Here is a 16,982-nt window from a genome sequence, read left to right as displayed (position 1 = left end):
CGGTTCATCATTCCCGGAAAGGACGCCGGGGGGCACCGCACCGTTCAGAGATCGCGGGTTTGCGAAGATCCGCCGGTTCGTCCACATCGTCCAGCGTGTCCCCCAGTACGACGCCCGGCAGCAGCCTGGTCGTGTCGGCCAGCGCGTGCGCCGAGGACCAGCGCACTGGCGCCAGCCGCGGCACCGGCTTGCGCGCCCCGATGAGCCAGTACCCGCCGTCGGAGGCCGGGCCAAGCACGTAGGGATGCCGGCGGAGCAGCGTGAAGGCGCGGGCGATATGGGCGGGCGCCACACCGGGAATGTCGGCACCGATCAGCACCGTCGGTCCCGACGGAACGGCATTCAGGCAGCGCGCCATGCGGGCGCCCAGGTCTCCGCCGCCCTGGGGCAGAACCGCCCAGCCGCGCGGACGCCAGGTGTCCGGAGAGACGGCGACCACGGTGCGCCAGCGCGGATCATCGCCCAGCAGGCGCAGGGTGCGGGCCAGGGTGCGGCGGTAGAACGCGGTCGCCGCCACCGGACCGATGCCGGCCGCCAGCCGCGTCTTCACCCGGCCAAGCACCGGGCGCTTGGCCATTACGATCAGCGTCTGCCGCGCCCTCATGACCGTGCGCCCCGTCCCCGATAGAGCGCGGCCACCCGCGCCGCCGGCACGCCGAGCCACCACAGCGCCAGGCATGTCAGGTTGCGGGCCGGGCGCGCCGTCCAGCCGTCGCGCCGGTATCGCACGGCGGACGTGACGGCGGCGGTTTTCAGAAGCGCGATGCGTTTCCGGCCGAGGCGGCGGACAAGATCCACGTCCTCCATCAGCGGCAGCGGCCGGAACCCGCCGACCGCGTCGTAGAGGCCGCGCGGGATGAGCAGCCCCTGGTCGCCGTAGGGCAGGCCCATGCGCCGGCAGCGCCAGGCCACCAGACGCTCGATCCGCCGCGCCTGGGGGGCAGGGTCCTCCAGCGCGAAACGGAACGCCGCCGCCATCTGCGGCCGGTGCCGCATATGCGCCTGCACCTCGGCCCACCAGCCGGGGGCAAGGCGCGTGTCGGCGTGCAGGAACAGCAGCCACGCCCCCCGCGCCGCCGCCGCGCCGGCCGCCAGCTGCGATCCCCGTCCGCGGGGGGCGCTGACCGGGCGGGGCGCCAGGTCCGGCGTGCCGTCGGTGGAGCCGCCGTCAGCGACGATGACCTCGACCGCCGCACCGGCCTCGGCCAGCGGCACCAGCGTGGCAGGCAGCGTGGCGGCGGCGTTCAACGTCGGGATGATGACGGACAGGCGTGGCGGATCGGCGGGCGGGGTCATGGCGGGCGACGGCGGGTCCGGGCTGAAGGAGATCGGATGCCCAGCCTACCACCGGCCATCGCCCGCCCCCAGGTGCGGCGCGCACAAAAAAATGCGGCGGTCCGCCGGACCGCCGCCAAGGTCGAGGGAATTGGCCTGTCGGAGAGTGGTGACGTGCTTGGGATGCCGTACACGTCGAAACAGAGCCAACGCCTCTCAAACAGTCCGATGCCGCAAGAGTTCCATGGAGAATTCAGTTTTTCGACAAAGGTTGGCCGAAAACGGGAAAAGGGCCGGACAGACGTGTCCGGCCCTTTTCCGAATGATGGCGCACTCAAACTTCTGGACTGCTCGGTCCGCCTTATCAGGCCGCCGGCATGGTCATGGTCCGCCGGACCATGGTCTTGAAGGCGCTGGTGGAGAACGGCTTGGGCAGCACCCGGTCCTTGGATACCGCGGGATCGGCCAGCGGGATCTCGGGGAAAGCGGTCACGAAGACAACCGGAGTGTTGCTGCGGCCCGTCAGGCGCCGCGCCAATTCCACGCCCGAGTCGCCGTTGCTCAGCTTGACGTCGGCAATGATCAGGTCCGGCTCGCCGCCGGCCGCGGCCTCGAAGGCCTCGATGCTGTTGGCGGCATGGATGCAGTCGCCGTAGCCCATTTCTTCCAGGCTCGCGGCGATGTCCAGGCCGATCAACTGGTCATCCTCGATGATCATGGCGCGCAGGGCCCGGCGCGGAGTCGACAGGTGGCGACGGCCTTCGATGAGCAACTGTTCCAGCCGGCGCGCGTCCATGCGCAGGATCTTGGCGGCATCGGCGGGCGAGAAATTCTCCACCGTCACCAGCGCCACGACACGGCGTTCCATGGGCGCCAGGCCGAACAGCCGGTCGCGGGCGTCCGCCAGCTTCGGGTCCCGCTCGCAGGCGGCGTCCGGTCCGGGAACGGGGCGGGTCGGCACCAGCAGGCCCATGTGGAACGACCGGAAGAGGTCCATATCATCGGCCGCCGTCGGTCGACCGTCGTCGCCGCGGCGGAGCGCGCCGAGGCAGGCTTCCACGGCGGCATCGGCGCTGTGCATGTTGCCTGTCAGGAGGTAGGCGTGACGACGCAGGCGCGGGATACGCGCGCGCAGGTCCTGAATGGTGAACATCCGTTCATGTCTCCCCGAGTGCTTCCATTCCCCCTGAGCGCCGCCGCACCGCCTATGCCCTTAGTTATACCCCGCAGTATCCGTTCGGGCTGCATGTAACGCGGTAGACGCTCCTCGTATCCCCTGCTCATGATAGTGTCACAAGGCAGGGAACATTGTCAACGCGGCAATAATCCTAGGGTTGTTGCAATGCAGCATTGTCGACCGACCACACTTCAAAATACCCTGAAAGGACCAACCGGCTACCTCTTGTGGTTCGCAAGCAAGAGACCGTCTATGACGTTGGTCATATTTCGTCGCCGGGCATCCTGCCCGCGACTCGATGGGTGCATGTGTCGACGGTGTACTGCTGGCAGCATCTAGTGCGGCACGACGCCATGTCCAGATGCCGACTTGATTTCCCCGAGCGACGACGGGGCACGGCCGATCAGCCGCACCCCGCCCTGATGTCGCCGTCCGTGCGGCGGGGCTGTCAGCGCCCTGCGTCCGACTCGTCCTCCAGGTCAAGCCCGAGGGCCTCCAGCAGGCGGTCGGGCAGCGGTTCGTCGAGGATGTCTTCGCCCAGGTGACGCAGGGCCTCTTCCTGCGACTGCAGGGTTTCGACCCGATGCCGCACCTCGGGATTTTCGTCAATCAACGCTTCCAGGCGCGACCGTTCCTCGGCGGAGAGGCGCCCCGCGAGGTAATCGTCGATCGCCGCGTCCAGCGTTTCCGACGCCATGGGAGAGCGGTATTGCGTCATCGAGTCCCGATCCTTGACTGTCATTTGCCGCCGGCCTTCCGGTGCGACTCGAGAAACGCCCTGATGTCCTGGCGCGCCCGCGACAGGCGCGACTTCACGGTTCCCACCGGAACCCCCAGGACGGCAGCGGCATCCTCGTATTCCATGCCTTCCACGGCCACCAGCAGCACGACCTCTTTCTGGATGGGCGGCAGATGGTCGAAGGCGCGCTGCACGTCACGCATGGCGAGCGCCTCCTCCTGACCGCCGGAGATCGCCGATACCGGCTCCTCCGTCTGCTCCACCGACCGTCGCGCTTTCTTGGTCTCGTTGTAGAGCGTGTTTCGCAAAATCGTAAACAGCCACGCCCGCATGTTTGTTCCGGGCTGGAAGCTTTTCAATGCAGCGATCGCCCGGACGAGGCATTCCTGCACCAGGTCATCGGCGCGCGCCGAGTCGCGGACGAGCATGCGCGCATAGCGGCGCAGGCGCGGCAACTCGTCCAGCATCTGTTGTCTCGGATCGTCCATGTCCCCTCGTCATCCAGACTGCGTTCCCTTCCGCCCTGTTGCGAAAGCGGCTCCGGGGGACGCCGCGGTGGCCCGCCCCGCTGAATCGGCGCGGCATCCGGCTACCGCATGGCTTCACGTACCCTTCATGGCGTCTTTCCCGAAAGACAAGCATAATCAATGACACGCCGAAGGTCGCGGTTGCAGCCTGCGCCGTGATAACCAAAAAAGACTTACCCAATCCGGATGAGGGATCAACGTTTCATGCCCGCCGAAGATGCCCGCAGCCCCGCAATGACGGCCGCCCTCGACCTGGTGGACGAGCATGACACCTGGCAGGCGCTGCGCGCCGCCCTGGAGCGCGAGGGCCTGGCCTCGGCCATCGGCTCGGCGGGGATCGAAGACATCCTGAGGGCTTGGCAGGCGCGCGCGGCCTGGCGCATGGACGACGCCCAACTGAAGGTCGAACTGTCCCACTGGGCGGACGGGCTGGGCTATGCCGAACACCTGGACGGCTTCAACGCCATATCGCCGCGCGCCCTGGTGGACGAGGCGGAGCGGCGCGGCTGGTTCGTGCGACGCCTCGGCCCCGCGAAGGCCCTGGTGAACCCGCCCGACGGCCGGCCGCTGGCCATCCCCTTCCCCGCCGGCTGAGGCGCTTTCGCCCCTCCTCACGGGACCGTGACTCGCGTCGGCGCGCGGGCCGTCCCTATATGGTCGGCACGTTGAAGGAGGATTTGCCATGCTCATTCGCCGCCGCCGTCCGTGGGATCTTTCCGAGAATGCGGTCACGCCGCGCGAGACCTATCTCTCGCGCCGCGCCTTCATGGCCGCCGCCGGCGCCACGGCCGCCGCGCCCGCCCTGCTGGGTGCGGCCCGTGACGCCCGCGCACTGGTGGAGCGCCCGGGCCACAACCCGGCGCTGGAGCCCATCAGCGAAAGTTCGTGGAGCCAGCTGGGCCCCGACGATGCGCTGACGCCCTACGAGGACGTCACCACCTACAACAACTTCTATGAACTGGGCACCGGCAAGGAAGACCCGGCCGAATACGGCCATTACCTGAAAACCGATCCGTGGTCGGTGCAGGTGGACGGCGAATGCGCCAAGCCGGGCACTCTGTCCTACGAGGATTTCATCGCCCCCCACCCGCTGGAGGAACGCATCTACCGCCTGCGCTGCGTCGAAGCGTGGTCGATGGTCGTGCCCTGGGTCGGCTTTCCCCTCGGCGACGCCCTCAAGCGGTTCGAGCCAACCGGCAACGCCAAGTACGTGCGGTTCGAGACCATCCTGGACAAGGAGATGCTGCCCGGCCAGCGCGCCAACGTGCTCGACTGGCCTTATGTGGAGGGCCTGCGCATGGACGAGGCCATGCACCCGCTCACCATCCTTGCGACGGGCCTCTACGGCGAGGAACTGCCCAACCAGAACGGCGCGCCGCTGCGTCTCGTGGTGCCGTGGAAGTACGGTTTCAAGTCCATCAAGAGCATCGTCCGCATCACCTTCACCGAAGAGATGCCCACCACCAGCTGGGCCGCATACGGGGACGGCTCGGAGTACGGCTTCTATGCCAACGTCAATCCCACCGTGGACCACCCGCGCTGGAGCCAGGCCACCGAGCGCCGCCTGGACGGCGGGTCGCTGCTGTCGCTGTTCGAACGGCGCGACACGCTGATGTTCAACGGCTACGAAGAGGCCGTGGCGGACCTGTACGCGGGCATGGACCTGCGCAAGTGGTTCTGATGATGTCCTCCGCCGCCGCCACTCTCGCCCATCCCGGCCGCTGGGGCCGGTCGCCGGCGCTCAAGCCCGCGGTCTTCGCGCTGTGCCTGGTGCCCTTCGCCGAGCTTCTGCTGCGGGTGGCTGGCCTGGGACTGTGGGGCAGCCTGGGGGCCAATCCGGTCGAGAGCATCATCCGCTTTTCCGGCGACTGGGCGATCCGCATGCTGCTGGTCGCCCTGGCGGTGACGCCGGTGCGCGAGCTGACGGGCCTGCAATGGCTGGCGAAACTGCGCCGGATGCTGGGCCTGTTCGCCTTCTTCTACGCCGTCGTGCACGTCCTGGCCTACGTGGGCATGGACCAGTTGTTCGCCTGGGGCCGCATCTGGGCGGACATCGTCAAGCGCAACTACATCACGGTCGGCATGGCCTCCTTCGTTGTCCTCGCCGCGCTGGCCGCCACGTCGCCGAAGCGCATGGTCAAGGCCCTGGGCGGCAGGCGCTGGCAGCGGCTGCACAAGACCGTTTACGCCGCCGGCGCGCTCGCCGTGCTGCACTATGCGATGATGGTCAAGGCCGACCTCACCCAGCCCCTGATCCACGCCGCCATCCTGACCGCGTTGCTGGCCGCGCGGCCGCTGCTTTCGTTGCGCAATCGGCGCGGCAAACGGCCCGCCGGCCGGCAAGGCTCGCAAAAGGGCGACCCCAAGTTAGTCCATAGGTCATAATGCCTTTACGCAGTGGTTGTGCGCCGTAAGGAGAGGGCGCATCATGGTCCCGGCGGTTCCTGCGGATCATGGGACCGCGGTCGCCGGCGCGCGGCGCCGGCATCGGCAACATCAAGGGGGCACGCGACCGCATGGGGTCGACGGCGGTCATGGAGTATTGGGGACGCCAGTTCGCGGAACTGGTCGACGATCTGGTTTGCGTGTGCCGCGACGGCCGGCTGACCTGGATCAACCCCGCCGGCACACGTCTGCTGAACGACGGCACCACCGGCGGCCAGCCGGACCTGTCGGGCATGGCGTTCCGCGACCTGGTGCACGAGGACTACCGCGACATCGTCGATCTGGGCCTTGGCCTGCTGGCCGACGACGGCGGGAAGATGCCACTGCTGCTGACCACGCTCGCCGGCCGCGTGGTGGAGGTCGAGCTGGCCGTCACCCGCGTCGCGCCGCCCGATGGGGTCCCCGGCCCTTCCGATGCCGTGCTGATCCACGCCCGCGACGTCACCGACCGCGCCCGTGCCGTCGCGTCGCTGATGGAAAGCGAGCATCGCTACCGCAACATGGTGGAGATGTCGCTGAACCTGGTGTTCGTTGTCCAGGACAACCGCATGGTCGTGGTCAACGCGGCCGCGCGCGACCTGCTGGGTGGCGACGACCCGGATGCCCTGCGGGGCGCGCCGTTCATCGACCTCATCCACGACGACTACCGCCCCATCGTCGACCTGGGCCTGGACGCCCTGGCCGGCGAGTCCGACGTGCTGCCGCTGAAACTGCGGGGCCGGGACGGCCGCGTGCACGACGTGGAAACCCGCGTCATCCCCTTCGGCCGCGACGCCTTCATGGTGGAGGGGCGCGACATCTCCGAACGCATGCGCTCCGCCGAAGCCCTTCGCGAGCGCGAGGCGCGGCTTCAGGGCGTGCTCGACACTGTCGTCGACGGCATCGTCACCGCCGATGAACGCGGCATCATCCAGACCTTCAATCCCGCCGCCGAGCGCCTGTTCGGGCGCCGCAAGGACGAGGTGCTCGGCCGCAACCTGTCGATCCTCATGCCGTCGCGCTTCGCCGCCTATCACGACAGCCACATGCGCAACTACCACGCCGGACGCCAGGGCTGGGCCTTCGGCAAGGCGCGGGAGCTGGAAGGCCTGCATTCCAGCGGCCGGGTGTTCCCCATAGAGCTGTCGCTGGCCGAAATGCGCGTGGGCAAGGCGCGCATGTACACCGGCGTCATCCGCGACATCACCGCCCGCAAACAGGCCGAGGCGGCCCAAAAGCGCTACAACGAGGAACTGGAAGCCCGCGTCCGCGAGCGCACCGAGGAACTGCGCGCCCTGTCGCGGCAGAACGAGTCCATCCTCGAGTCGGCCGGCGACGGCATCGTGGCGCTGGACATGAACGGCCGCATCACCGTGGCGAACCCCGCCGCCGCGCAGATGCTGGGCTGGCCGGTCGCCCAGTTGACCGGCATGGACGCCACGGCCGTCTTCCGCTACGGCCCGGCGGAAGGCCGCCGAGCCGGCCGGCCGCTGCCCGTCCGCGCGGCGCTGCGCCGGGGCGTCTTCCACGAGCGCACGGACCTGACGCTCATGCGCCGCGACGGGTCGGAGTTCGCCGCCGAATACACCTCGGCCCCCATCGAGGACCATGACGCCGGCGGCACCGGCGCCGTCGTGTTGTTCCGCGACGTCAGCGAACGCCGGAAGGCTGAAGACCGGCTGCGCGTCGCCGCCACCGTCTTCGAGACCACGGCCGAGGGCATCGCCGTCTGCGACCGCGCCGGCTCCATCACCACCGCCAACCCCGCCTTCCGCGCCATCGTGCGCCGCCGGGCCGAGGACGTCGCGGGCACCGACCTGGGCACCGTCCTCGCCTGCGCCGACGATGAAGTGGCGGCCATGCTCGGCGCTCTGGACGACGGCGGACACTGGGAGACGGAGCGCTGGTCCACCCGCGCCGACGGCACCCAGTACGCCGCCCGCATCGCCTGCTCCGCCGTGCCCGAGGCCGAAGGGCCGGTGCGCCAGTTCGTGGCCGTCATCAACGACATCACCGAGCGCAAGCGGGCCGAGGAACGTATCCGCTATCAGGCCAGCTACGACGCGCTGACCGGCCTGCCCAACCGCGCCCTGTTTCTCGATCGGCTGGAGCACGCAGTGGCCGCCGCGCGGCGGCAGAAATACACGCTGGGCCTCATGTTCATCGACCTTGACGGCTTCAAGGCTGTCAACGACACGCTGGGGCACGAGGCCGGCGACCAGTTGCTCAAGGGCGCCGGCCAGCGCCTGCGCGCCTGCGTCCGCGAGTCGGACACGGTCGCGCGGCTGGGCGGCGACGAGTTCACGGTCATCATGGAAGGAGTCGAAGGCCGTACGGGGGCAGCCGTGGTCGCGCAGCGCGTCATCGACACGCTGGAGATCCCCTTCGACCTGGACGGCCGGCCCGGGCACGTGTCCGCCTCCATCGGCATCGCCCTGCTGCCCGAGGACGCCGCCGATTCCGAGGAACTGCTGCGCAACGCCGATACCGCCATGTACGCCGCCAAGAGCCAGGGCAAGGCCAACTACCAGTTCTTCACGGCCGCCGAACTGGCCGGCTGACCGGCCGGCGGCGGGCCGCGGGCAGCGGCTGCACACCCGTTTCCCGCCCAAGCGGGCGGGATGGACCCGCACTTTCGGTCATAACGGCATTTGCCTTCCGGGATACATGCTGTAGCCTATGGGCGCCTCGGGCCGAGGGGGTTCGGGGGAGGCAGTCCATCATCACGACCGAGTGGCGCCAGGTTCATGGCCAACGACAAAAAAGCCAAACGTCCCATCGAGATCGTCATCGCGGAAAAGAACCCGTTGCTCCAGAGCAGCCTGATCAAGCTGTTTGCCGGCGACGAACGGTTCACCCTGCTGCACATGTGCCCGGACGGCGAACGCTTCCTGGCCGTGTGCGACCGCATGACCTTCGATGTGGGGATCATCGGGTGGGAAATGCCCTACCTTGACGGCCGGGGCGTGCTGGAGGCGCTGAGCCGCCGGCAGGAGCGGCCCCGCATCATCGTCTACACCGGCAGCGGCAATCCCGACATTCCGCGCATGGCCATGAGCCTTGGGGCGGCCGGGTTCTGCTCCAAGTCCGATCCGCCGGCGCAGTTGCTGGAAACGGTCGCCGCCGTGGCCGACGGACGAATGATGTTCCCCTTCGTCGACGTCAGCAAACTGTCCGACGACCCGCTGGCCGGCCTCACCCGCCGCGAGCGCGAGCTGCTGACCAGCCTGGCCAGCGGCTTCACCAACCAGCAGATCGCCGAAAAACTCGACATCTCGCTGAATACGGTGAAATTCCACCTCAAGAACCTCTACGACAAACTGGGCGTCAGCAACCGCGCCCAAGCCGTCGCCTTCTTCCTCAAAGGCCGCGACCGAGGCTGACGCGCAACCAGCCAGCAAGGTTTGCGCCCCAGTGCCGGGCACGGGAGCGGGCTTGCGCGCGCCGGGGGTTTGGCCAGGCCCCGCGGGCCTCGCATCATCCCGTACGCGCAAAGCGCGAAAGCGGTGCCGGGGCACGCCGCTTGAGCGGGCTTGCGCCCGCTGGAGGATGCGAGGCGCCCGGCGCCTCGCGCTCGCGGTGTGTTGGTGCGCAGCGTGGCGGGGCGCTGCGCCGGAGAAACCGGGCTGGGATCGCTCCACCAGCACACCGCCTCATAACGCGCGAGCGCGAGGCCCCGCGGGCCTCGCGGCATCCCATTCGCGCGAAGCACAAAAGCGGTGCCGGGGCACGGCGCTTGAGCGGGCTTGCGCCCGCTGGAGGATGCGAGGCGCCCGGCGCCTCGCGCTCCCGGTGTGTTGGTGCGCGGCGTGGTGGGGCGCTGCGCCGGAGACTCCGGGCAAGGATCGCTCCACCAGCACACCGCCTCATAACGCGCGAGCGCGAGGCCCCCGCGGACCTCGCATCATCCCGTACGCGCGAAGCGCGAACGCGGCGCCGGGGTCCGGCGCTTGAGCGGGCTTGCGCCCGCTGGAGGATGCGAGGCGCCCGGCGCCTCGCGCTCGCGGTGTGTTGGTGCGCAGCGTGGCGGGGCGCTGCGCGGGAGAAACCGGACTGGGATCGCTCCACCAGCACACCGCGTCATAACGCGCGAGCGCGAGGCCCCGCGGGCCTCGCGTCATCCCATTCGCGCGAAGCACGAAAGCGGTGCCGGGGCACGGCGCTTGAGCGGGCTTGCGCCCGCTGGAGGATGCGAGGCGCCCGGCGTCCCGCATCGCGTCAGTCTCGCGTGCGGGATAGCGCTGCGTAGCGCCAGAACGACGAAACCCCGCCGCCGGTGGGCCGGGGCGGGGCTTGTCTGGTCGGGATGCCGCGGGTGCTGCGATCAATGCAGCTTGTTCGGCAGGTCCTTGATGGTCTGATCGACCAGGGCGTCGGCCTTGTCTGCCGGCATGTTCTCCTGCAGGAGCTTGCCGGCCGCGGCGACGGCCACGTCGACGGCCTGGTTGCGGACCTGGCGCATGGCTTCCGCCTCGGCGTGGGCAATGCGGTCCATGGCCTGCTTTTCACGACGCTTGATGGAGTCTTCCAGGGCCTGCTCCGACTCGGCGCGGATGCGGTCCGCTTCGGTGCGGGCGTGGGCGATGATGTCCTCGGCCTCGCTCATGGCGTCGCGCTGTTTGCGCTGGTACTCGGCGAGCAGGGCCTGCGCGTCCTCGCGAAGCTTGCGGGCCTCTTCGAGTTTGGTGCGGATCTGCTCGGCGCGGGTGTCCAGCGATGCCGTCAGGGCGCGGGCGACCGGACGGAAGAAGGCGACGATGACGAGGATGAAGGCAACGGCGACCCAGAAGGTCGGGTCCTCGTAGAACGCCATGGCATGTGCGTCACCGGCGGTTTCGGCGGCGATGGCGGCACTGATCATCAGCGGGTCTCCTTCAGGGCGGCAGCGACGGCGGCCTCGGCCTTGTCGTCGGCGATCGACACGCCGGCCACCTTGTCGGCGACGGCCTTGGCCGCATCGGTCGCAACCTCGCGAATGGAGGCCAGGGCCTCGTCGCGGGCCTTGGAGATGCGGGTCTCACCCTCGGCGATCTGCTGGGCGAGCTTTTCGGCGACGTCGCGGTTACGCTCTTCCGCCTTGCGGGACATTTCGTCCTGCGCGCCCTTCATGACCTCGTGCGCCTTGGCGCGCGCCTCGGCCAGGGCCTTCTCGTAGGTCTGGATGGCGGCGTCGGTGTCCGCCTTCAGTTGCGTGGCGCGCTCCAGATCGTCGTCGATCATCTTCTGGCGCTGTTCCATCACATCGCCGATGCGCGGGATCGCGAACCGGGAGATGATGAAGTACAGGGCGACGAAGGTGACCACCAGCCAGAAGATCTGGGACGGAAAGGACAAGAAGTCGAACTGCGGCATACCTTAGGCTCCTGGTGGCAAGACGGCCGCCTGTCTGGCGCACGCCGAAGGGCCTCCTCACCGTTCCATGGCGGATGCCATGGGATGAAAAGCCCGACGGCCGTGATGTGCCACGGCCCCCTTTCACGAAACGGGCCGGGAAGCCGGCCGGCGGGCGATGCAGACACATCCCCGCCGGCCGGCTGCCGGCGTCATTCCTTCGCTGCGGATTACGCGGCGAACAGGAGGATCAGCGCGACGACCAGGGCGAACAGCGCGATAGCCTCGGTCACGGCGAAGCCGATCCAGCCGTACAGCTCGACGCTGCTCTTGGCGGCCGGGTTGCGGCCGACGGTGGCGATCAGGTTGGCCCAAATGTTACCCACACCGATACCGGAACCGATCATGCCGATAGCGGCCAGGCCGGCACCAATCATCTTCGCAGCTTCAGGTTCCATCTCTCTCTTCCCTTAGTCAAAAAGGCACAGGTTAAGGCTCGAACGTGACCCGCAGGCAAGGCTACCAGGCGGCCCGAAGCGCGTGTGCGATCGGCCCGGACCACCCGATCCATCAGTGCATGTTGATGGCGTCGTTGAGGTAGATGCAGGTCAGGATGGTGAACACGTAGGCCTGCAGGGCGGCGATGCCGATCTCCAGCAGGGTGACGCCGAACACGACGGCCAGCGGGATGAACCCGAAGACGCCAAGCGCGACGACGAAACCGGCGAGCACCTTCAGCATGATGTGGCCCACCGTCATGTTGGCGAACAGACGGACGGACAGGCTGAAGGGACGCGACAGGTAGGAAATCAGTTCGATCGGGATCAGGATCGGGGCCGTGGCGATGGGCGCACCGTGCGGGAAGAACATCCGCAGGAAGTGCGTGCCGTGGCGGGCGAAGCCAATGATCGTGACCGCAATGAAGATGAACAGGGCAAGCGCCGCCGTCACCGCAATGTGGCTGGTGAAGGTGAAGCTGTAGGGCAGAAGCCCCAGCATGTTGCCCAGGAACACGAACATGAACAGCGTGAAGATGAAGGGGAAGTACTTCATCCCTTCCTTCCCCACGTTATCGCGGATCATGTTCGCGATGAATTCGTAGAACACCTCGTTCACCGACTGCCACCGGCCGGGCACCAGCGCGCGCTTGCGCGTGCCGTACCAGAAGAACAGCGCGGAAAGACCGACCGCGATGGCCATGAACAGGGCCGAGTTGGTGAAGGAGATGTCGACGCCACCGACCTGAATCTCGACGAGCGGCTTGATATCGAATTGCTCAACCGGACTAGCCACGGTCGTTCCTCTTCTTTATGGCCCTTGCGGGCCGGCCAACCCTGGGGTCACGCGGGCATAAAAAAACAGCCCGTCAGGACCCCGTGTCGTCGGAGCGGCGCTCCGCCTCCTTCTTGCGTTCCACCGCCTTGCCCAGGCCGACGCTCTGGTCGAGCCCCTGGACCGTGCGGTAGACGTTCATCGCCCCCGAGGCGAACCCCAGGAGGAGGAACAGCACCATCAACCAGGGCGCCGTCCCCAGCCAGTCGTCCAGGAAGTAGCCGATGGCGACTCCGACCAGGACCGCGGCCGTGAACTCGATGCTGATGCGGAAGGCAATTCCGATCCCCGAGACGTTGCGTGGTCCCGGGCCGTCTTCGTCCCTCCGCTTCCGATCCGCGCCCTCTCGGGCCGCCCGGATGCGGGCATCGATATCATCCAAGGTGGGCTTTTTGCCATCATTCATTTCGCGGTGCGGTCCTCAACCTTCGGAGCGGTGCGCTGACCGGTCCCGACATGCCGAGCACCGCGCGAAAAAGCGTGCGAGCCCCCTCAAAATCGCGCGCACCATAAGGTTTGCCCGCCCCCCTGTCAAGCCGTAAAACCCTGCCCATCTACAGGCCGGGAAGGCTGAAAACCGTTCCATAACAGAGGGTTAGGGACCACCCAGGCACGGCGCGGGTATACTACCCGTCAGGGCGGGTGCAGGCAAGAGGCGGCTGGCTTCAGCCGGCGTCGCGGATGCGCGCGGCCTCGTTCAGGTCCACCGACACCAGCGTCGAGACGCCGCGCTCGGCCATGGTGACGCCGAACAGGCGGTCCATGCGCGCCATGGTCATGCGGTGGTGGGTGACCACGAGGAAGCGCGTGGAGGCTTCGGACATGCGCGTCAATTCGTCGAGCATGTGGCAGAAGCGGTCGACGTTGGCATCGTCCAGCGGCGCGTCAACCTCGTCGAGCACGCAGATGGGCGCGGGGTTGACCAGAAAGACGGCGAACAGCAGCGCAAGCGCCGTCATGGCCTGCTCACCGCCCGACAGCAGCGAGAGGATCTGCAGCCGCTTGCCCGGCGGCGACGCCATGATCTCGAGCCCCGCCTGCAACGGGTCGTCGGATTCGGTGAGCGCCAGGTGCGCCCGCCCGCCGCCGAACAGCCGCACGAACAACTGGCGGAAATTGCGGTCCACCTTCTCGAAGGCGGCCAGCAGGCGCTGACGGCCCTCGCGATTCAGTTCATTGATACCCTGGCGCAGGCGGGCGATTGCGGCCACCAGATCGTCGCGCTCCGCCGTCAGGGTCTGGACCTGCTCCTCCAGTTCCGTCACCTCCTGCTCGGCGCGCAGGTTGACCGGCCCCATCATCTCGCGCTCGCGCGACAGCCGTTGCAGCCGGTCCTCGGCCGCCTTGAGGTCGGGTGCGGCCGGCGCCTCGGGATCGTCCAGCCCGGCCAGCGCGCGCGTGTCCTCGGGCTTGCAGTCGAGTCGCTCCGACACCGCCGCCGCGATCTGCTGACATTGGGAGCGGCCGTTCTCCACGGCGCTTTCCGCCCGCACGCGGTCCTCGCGGGCCTTGGCCAGCGCGTGTTCGGCATCGCGCAGCACTCGGTCGGCCTCGCGCAGACGGCTGTCGCCTTCCGCCAGCGCGTCGGCGGCCATGCGGCGCTGCGTGTCGGCGCGATCGATCTGCTCGGCCAGCGTCTCGCGCTGCTCGGAAATCTCGACCGGCCGTTCGGCGAGCCCCTGAAGCTCCTCCATCACAGCCTCGCGGCGGGCCTCAAGCTCGGCGAACTGCCCTGCCGCGCTTTCCTTGCGCCGCGCCCATGAGGCCAGGTCGTCCTCCACCGTCTTCAGGCGGGCGGCGCGGGTCTCGGCCTCGCGGAACACCCGGTCGTGGCGCGAGCGGGCCTCGGCCAGCCGGCCGCGCAGTTCGGCCACCCGGGTGCGCAGGGCGTCGATGCGGCCCCGGTCGGCGCCGCCATCGCCCAGGCGTTCGCGCGCCTCGCGGGCTTCCTCGGCCTGGGCGCGGGCCTCGGCGAGGTCGCCGGAAAGCTGTTCGATGGTCTGGTCCAGCGCCGACAGGCGACTTTCGGTCGCGGCGTTGCGGCGAGACAGCTCCACCTGCCGGTTGCGCGCCTCGGTCAGCGCGTGTTCGGCGGAGCGTTCGCGATCGCGCGCCGTGCGGGCCGCTTCCTGGGCGTGATCGACGGCGAGCCGCGCATCCTCCACCCGGCTTTCCGCCGCCTCCACGCGGGCGTCGTGCTCCTCCAGCGCCTCGCGCAGTTCGTTGAGCCGGTTGCGCTGACGCAGGCGCGTGGCGGCGGCGGACGGCGCACCGGCCTCCGACGCGAATCCGTCCCACCGCCACAGGTCGCCCTCGGCCGTGACCAGCCGCTGGCCCGGCGCGAGCGTGTGGGCGAGCGCCGCCCCCGTCTCGCGATCCTTCACCACCCCCGTCGCCGTCAGCCGCCGCGCCAGGGCCGGCGCGCCGGAAACGTGGCGGTCCAGCGGCTCCACCCCCGCCGGCAGCGGCGCGGGCTCGGCCAAGCGCGGCAAGGATTGCCAGCGGCGCGGGCCGTCGTCGCCTTCCGGGGCCGAAAGATCATCACCCAGCGCGGCGCCGAGGGCCTGCTCATAGCCCGGCGCCACCGTCAGGGCATCGAGCACCGGCGCACCCAGGCCTTCCAGGTCGTCGGCCTCGCGCTCCGCCGCCAGCAGGTCGGCCAGCGCGTCGATCTCGGCCGTGTGACGGGCACGGGCCGCGCTTTCTGTCTGGAGCGCGTCGCGGGCGGCCTCGTAGTCGGTCTGGCGGGCATCGCGTGCCTCGTCGGCCTCGGCGCGGGAGAGGCGGGCCGTTTCCACCGCGTCTTCCGCCGCCATCAGCCGTTCCTCGGCCAGCTCCAAATCTTCCACCGGGACCCCGGCGGCGGCGGCGGAGGCGCGGCTGTCCTCGGCCTCCTTGAGACGGCGCTCGGCCCGGTCGGCCCGCAGTTCGGACTCCTCCACCCGGCGGAGCAGGGCCTTGCGCTGGGCCTCGTCGGAGGCGGCCTGTTCCGTCAGGCGCGTCAGTTCGGCCTCGCGGTCGTTGACCTCGTCGGTGACCACGGCCAGCGCCTCGCGCACCTCCTCCTGCTCAATGGCCTCGTCGGCGGAGGCGTCGACCAGTGCGTCCCGCTCCTCGGTCAGGCGCGCGACCGCCTCTTCGGCGTCCTGGGCGCGGGCGGTTTCACGCTGGATGTCGTCGGAAATCTGGGCGAGGCGCCGCTCCGCCTCCTGCCGACCGGCGGCGAGGCGCTTTTCCTCGGCGTCCAGCTGTTCCCGCGCGAGCACCAACCGCTGCAGACGGGCGGCGGCCTCGGCCTCGGCCTCGCGCAGGGCCGGCATGGCCTCGGATGCCTCCATCTGCTCGCGGGAATGGGCGGCGGCGGCGCGGGTAAGGTCGGCAACCTGCGCCTCGGCGTCGCGGAAGGCGGCCTTGGCGACCTCCAGCCCGTCGATGGCGCGCGTCCAGCGCAGGTGCAGGACCAGCGCCTCCACCTGACGGATCTGTTCCGACAGGGCGCGGTAGCGGGCGGCCTGGCGGGCCTGCTTGCGCAGGTTGCCCAGCTGGCCGTTCAGCGCCTGGAGAACGTCCTCCAGCCGTTGCAGGTTGGCCTCCGCACCCTTCAGCCGCAATTCCGCCTCGTGCCGGCGGGTGTGCAGGCCGGAGATGCCGGCGGCTTCCTCCAGCAGGCCGCGCCGCTGGGCGGGCTTGGCGTTGATGAGCGCGCCGACGCGGCCCTGGCTGACCATGGCTGTCGACCGCGCGCCGGTGGCGGCGTCGGCGAACAGCAGCTGGACGTCCTTGGCGCGGGCCTCCTTGCCGTTGACCTTGTAGGCCGAGCCCTTGCCGCGCTCAATGCGGCGGACGATCTCCAACTCGTCGGCGGTGTTGAACAGGGCCGGCGCCGAGCGGTCGCGGTTGTCCAGGCCGACGGTCACTTCCGCGATGTTGCGCGCCGGGCGGTGCGACGTGCCGCCGAAGATGACGTCGTCCATCTCCCCGCCGCGCATCTGCTTGGCGGACGTTTCCCCCATGACCCAGCGCAGCGCCTCGACAAGGTTGGACTTGCCGCAGCCGTTGGGACCGACGATGCCGGTCATGCCCGGCTCGATCAAAAGCTCCGTCGGATCGACGAAGCTTTTGAAGCCGGTCAGGCGCAGGCGGGAGAAACGGATCAACGCGGGCTACCCTGGTACGC

General features: G+C 69.1%; 16 protein-coding genes. 5 read left to right on the top strand and 11 right to left on the bottom strand.

All coding sequences use genetic code 11. The annotated features are described in order from the left end of the window. Positions 1 to 7 precede the first annotated feature (7 nt). From C882_RS03160 to C882_RS03140, 5 genes are all read right to left on the bottom strand, one after another. The gene (locus tag C882_RS03160; protein WP_009539094.1) at positions 8 to 604 is read right to left on the bottom strand and encodes a TIGR04282 family arsenosugar biosynthesis glycosyltransferase; all 597 of its coding nucleotides are present in this window, start codon (positions 602 to 604) and stop codon (positions 8 to 10) included. Next, complete coding sequence (locus tag C882_RS03155; protein ID WP_009539093.1) at positions 601 to 1,296, bottom strand: TIGR04283 family arsenosugar biosynthesis glycosyltransferase; 696 nt, start codon at positions 1,294 to 1,296, stop codon at positions 601 to 603. Before C882_RS03155 ends, C882_RS03160 begins: the two co-directional genes overlap by 4 nt. 343 nt (positions 1,297 to 1,639) lie before the next feature. Next, a complete protein-coding gene (locus C882_RS03150; protein ID WP_009539092.1) occupies positions 1,640 to 2,428 on the bottom strand; it encodes a response regulator in 789 nt (262 codons plus the stop codon). Positions 2,429 to 2,900: 472 nt separating this feature from the next. After that, on the bottom strand, positions 2,901 to 3,170 hold the full coding sequence (locus tag C882_RS03145; RefSeq protein WP_009539091.1) for an anti-sigma factor family protein: 270 nt from the start codon (positions 3,168 to 3,170) through the stop codon (positions 2,901 to 2,903). A gap of 20 nt (positions 3,171 to 3,190) precedes the next feature. After that, positions 3,191 to 3,658, bottom strand: coding sequence for a sigma-70 family RNA polymerase sigma factor (locus tag C882_RS03140; RefSeq protein ID WP_009539090.1), 468 nt, complete (start codon positions 3,656 to 3,658; stop codon positions 3,191 to 3,193). 264 nt (positions 3,659 to 3,922) lie between these two features. Between C882_RS03140 and C882_RS03135 the strand changes: the two genes are divergently transcribed. From C882_RS03135 to C882_RS03115, 5 genes are all read left to right on the top strand, one after another. Beyond that, positions 3,923 to 4,312, top strand: coding sequence for a hypothetical protein (locus tag C882_RS03135; RefSeq protein WP_009539089.1), 390 nt, complete (start codon positions 3,923 to 3,925; stop codon positions 4,310 to 4,312). A gap of 88 nt (positions 4,313 to 4,400) precedes the next feature. Further along, positions 4,401 to 5,399, top strand: a complete 999-nt coding sequence (gene msrP / locus C882_RS03130) for a protein-methionine-sulfoxide reductase catalytic subunit MsrP (RefSeq protein WP_009539088.1) — start codon at positions 4,401 to 4,403, stop codon at positions 5,397 to 5,399. Continuing rightward, positions 5,390 to 6,103, top strand: coding sequence for a protein-methionine-sulfoxide reductase heme-binding subunit MsrQ (locus tag C882_RS03125; RefSeq protein WP_009539087.1), 714 nt, complete (start codon positions 5,390 to 5,392; stop codon positions 6,101 to 6,103). Before msrP ends, C882_RS03125 begins: the two co-directional genes overlap by 10 nt. A gap of 68 nt (positions 6,104 to 6,171) precedes the next feature. Continuing rightward, positions 6,172 to 8,703, top strand: a complete 2,532-nt coding sequence (locus tag C882_RS22890; RefSeq protein ID WP_009539086.1) for a sensor domain-containing protein — start codon at positions 6,172 to 6,174, stop codon at positions 8,701 to 8,703. Positions 8,704 to 8,889: 186 nt separating this feature from the next. Then, the gene (locus C882_RS03115) at positions 8,890 to 9,525 is read left to right on the top strand and encodes a response regulator transcription factor (RefSeq protein WP_009539085.1); all 636 of its coding nucleotides are present in this window, start codon (positions 8,890 to 8,892) and stop codon (positions 9,523 to 9,525) included. 941 nt (positions 9,526 to 10,466) lie between these two features. On the opposite strand, the gene C882_RS03110 is transcribed toward C882_RS03115, so the two are convergent. The 6 genes from C882_RS03110 to smc form a co-directional block, all read right to left on the bottom strand. Continuing rightward, a complete protein-coding gene (locus C882_RS03110; protein ID WP_009539084.1) occupies positions 10,467 to 11,003 on the bottom strand; it encodes a F0F1 ATP synthase subunit B family protein in 537 nt (178 codons plus the stop codon). Next, on the bottom strand, positions 11,003 to 11,494 hold the full coding sequence (locus tag C882_RS03105) for a F0F1 ATP synthase subunit B family protein (protein WP_009539083.1): 492 nt from the start codon (positions 11,492 to 11,494) through the stop codon (positions 11,003 to 11,005). Before C882_RS03105 ends, C882_RS03110 begins: the two co-directional genes overlap by 1 nt. A gap of 209 nt (positions 11,495 to 11,703) precedes the next feature. Beyond that, positions 11,704 to 11,931: a F0F1 ATP synthase subunit C gene (locus C882_RS03100; RefSeq protein ID WP_009539082.1), complete on the bottom strand. Its 228-nt coding sequence runs from the start codon at positions 11,929 to 11,931 to the stop codon at positions 11,704 to 11,706. A 112-nt stretch (positions 11,932 to 12,043) separates the two neighbouring features. Further along, positions 12,044 to 12,766 (bottom strand): F0F1 ATP synthase subunit A, encoded by a 723-nt coding sequence (locus C882_RS03095; RefSeq protein WP_009539081.1) that lies wholly within the window; start codon positions 12,764 to 12,766, stop codon positions 12,044 to 12,046. A 73-nt stretch (positions 12,767 to 12,839) separates the two neighbouring features. Then, positions 12,840 to 13,211, bottom strand: coding sequence for an AtpZ/AtpI family protein (locus tag C882_RS03090; RefSeq protein WP_009539080.1), 372 nt, complete (start codon positions 13,209 to 13,211; stop codon positions 12,840 to 12,842). A gap of 259 nt (positions 13,212 to 13,470) precedes the next feature. Beyond that, a complete protein-coding gene (gene smc / locus C882_RS03085; RefSeq protein ID WP_009539079.1) occupies positions 13,471 to 16,962 on the bottom strand; it encodes a chromosome segregation protein SMC in 3,492 nt (1,163 codons plus the stop codon). Positions 16,963 to 16,982 lie beyond the last annotated feature (20 nt).

It is taken from the genome of Caenispirillum salinarum AK4 (assembly GCF_000315795.1).
GTDB classification, from domain to species: domain Bacteria; phylum Pseudomonadota; class Alphaproteobacteria; order Rhodospirillales; family Rhodospirillaceae; genus Caenispirillum; species Caenispirillum salinarum.
This window is presented reverse-complemented; position numbering and strand designations above follow the sequence as displayed.

Bases quoted from the DNA above. Each gene is read 5' to 3' on its own strand.
- C882_RS03160 (WP_009539094.1), bottom strand. From the start codon at position 604: ATGAGGGCGCGGCAGACGCTGATCGTAATGGCCAAGCGCCCGGTGCTT.
- C882_RS03155 (WP_009539093.1), bottom strand. From the start codon at position 1,296: ATGACCCCGCCCGCCGATCCGCCACGCCTGTCCGTCATCATCCCGACG.
- C882_RS03150 (WP_009539092.1), bottom strand. From the start codon at position 2,428: ATGTTCACCATTCAGGACCTGCGCGCGCGTATCCCGCGCCTGCGTCGT.
- C882_RS03145 (WP_009539091.1), bottom strand. From the start codon at position 3,170: ATGACGCAATACCGCTCTCCCATGGCGTCGGAAACGCTGGACGCGGCG.
- C882_RS03140 (WP_009539090.1), bottom strand. From the start codon at position 3,658: ATGCTGGACGAGTTGCCGCGCCTGCGCCGCTATGCGCGCATGCTCGTC.
- C882_RS03135 (WP_009539089.1), top strand. From the start codon at position 3,923: ATGCCCGCCGAAGATGCCCGCAGCCCCGCAATGACGGCCGCCCTCGAC.
- msrP (WP_009539088.1), top strand. From the start codon at position 4,401: ATGCTCATTCGCCGCCGCCGTCCGTGGGATCTTTCCGAGAATGCGGTC.
- C882_RS22890 (WP_009539086.1), top strand. From the start codon at position 6,172: ATGGGACCGCGGTCGCCGGCGCGCGGCGCCGGCATCGGCAACATCAAG.
- C882_RS03115 (WP_009539085.1), top strand. From the start codon at position 8,890: ATGGCCAACGACAAAAAAGCCAAACGTCCCATCGAGATCGTCATCGCG.
- C882_RS03110 (WP_009539084.1), bottom strand. From the start codon at position 11,003: ATGATCAGTGCCGCCATCGCCGCCGAAACCGCCGGTGACGCACATGCC.
- C882_RS03105 (WP_009539083.1), bottom strand. From the start codon at position 11,494: ATGCCGCAGTTCGACTTCTTGTCCTTTCCGTCCCAGATCTTCTGGCTG.
- C882_RS03100 (WP_009539082.1), bottom strand. From the start codon at position 11,931: ATGGAACCTGAAGCTGCGAAGATGATTGGTGCCGGCCTGGCCGCTATC.
- C882_RS03090 (WP_009539080.1), bottom strand. From the start codon at position 13,211: ATGAATGATGGCAAAAAGCCCACCTTGGATGATATCGATGCCCGCATC.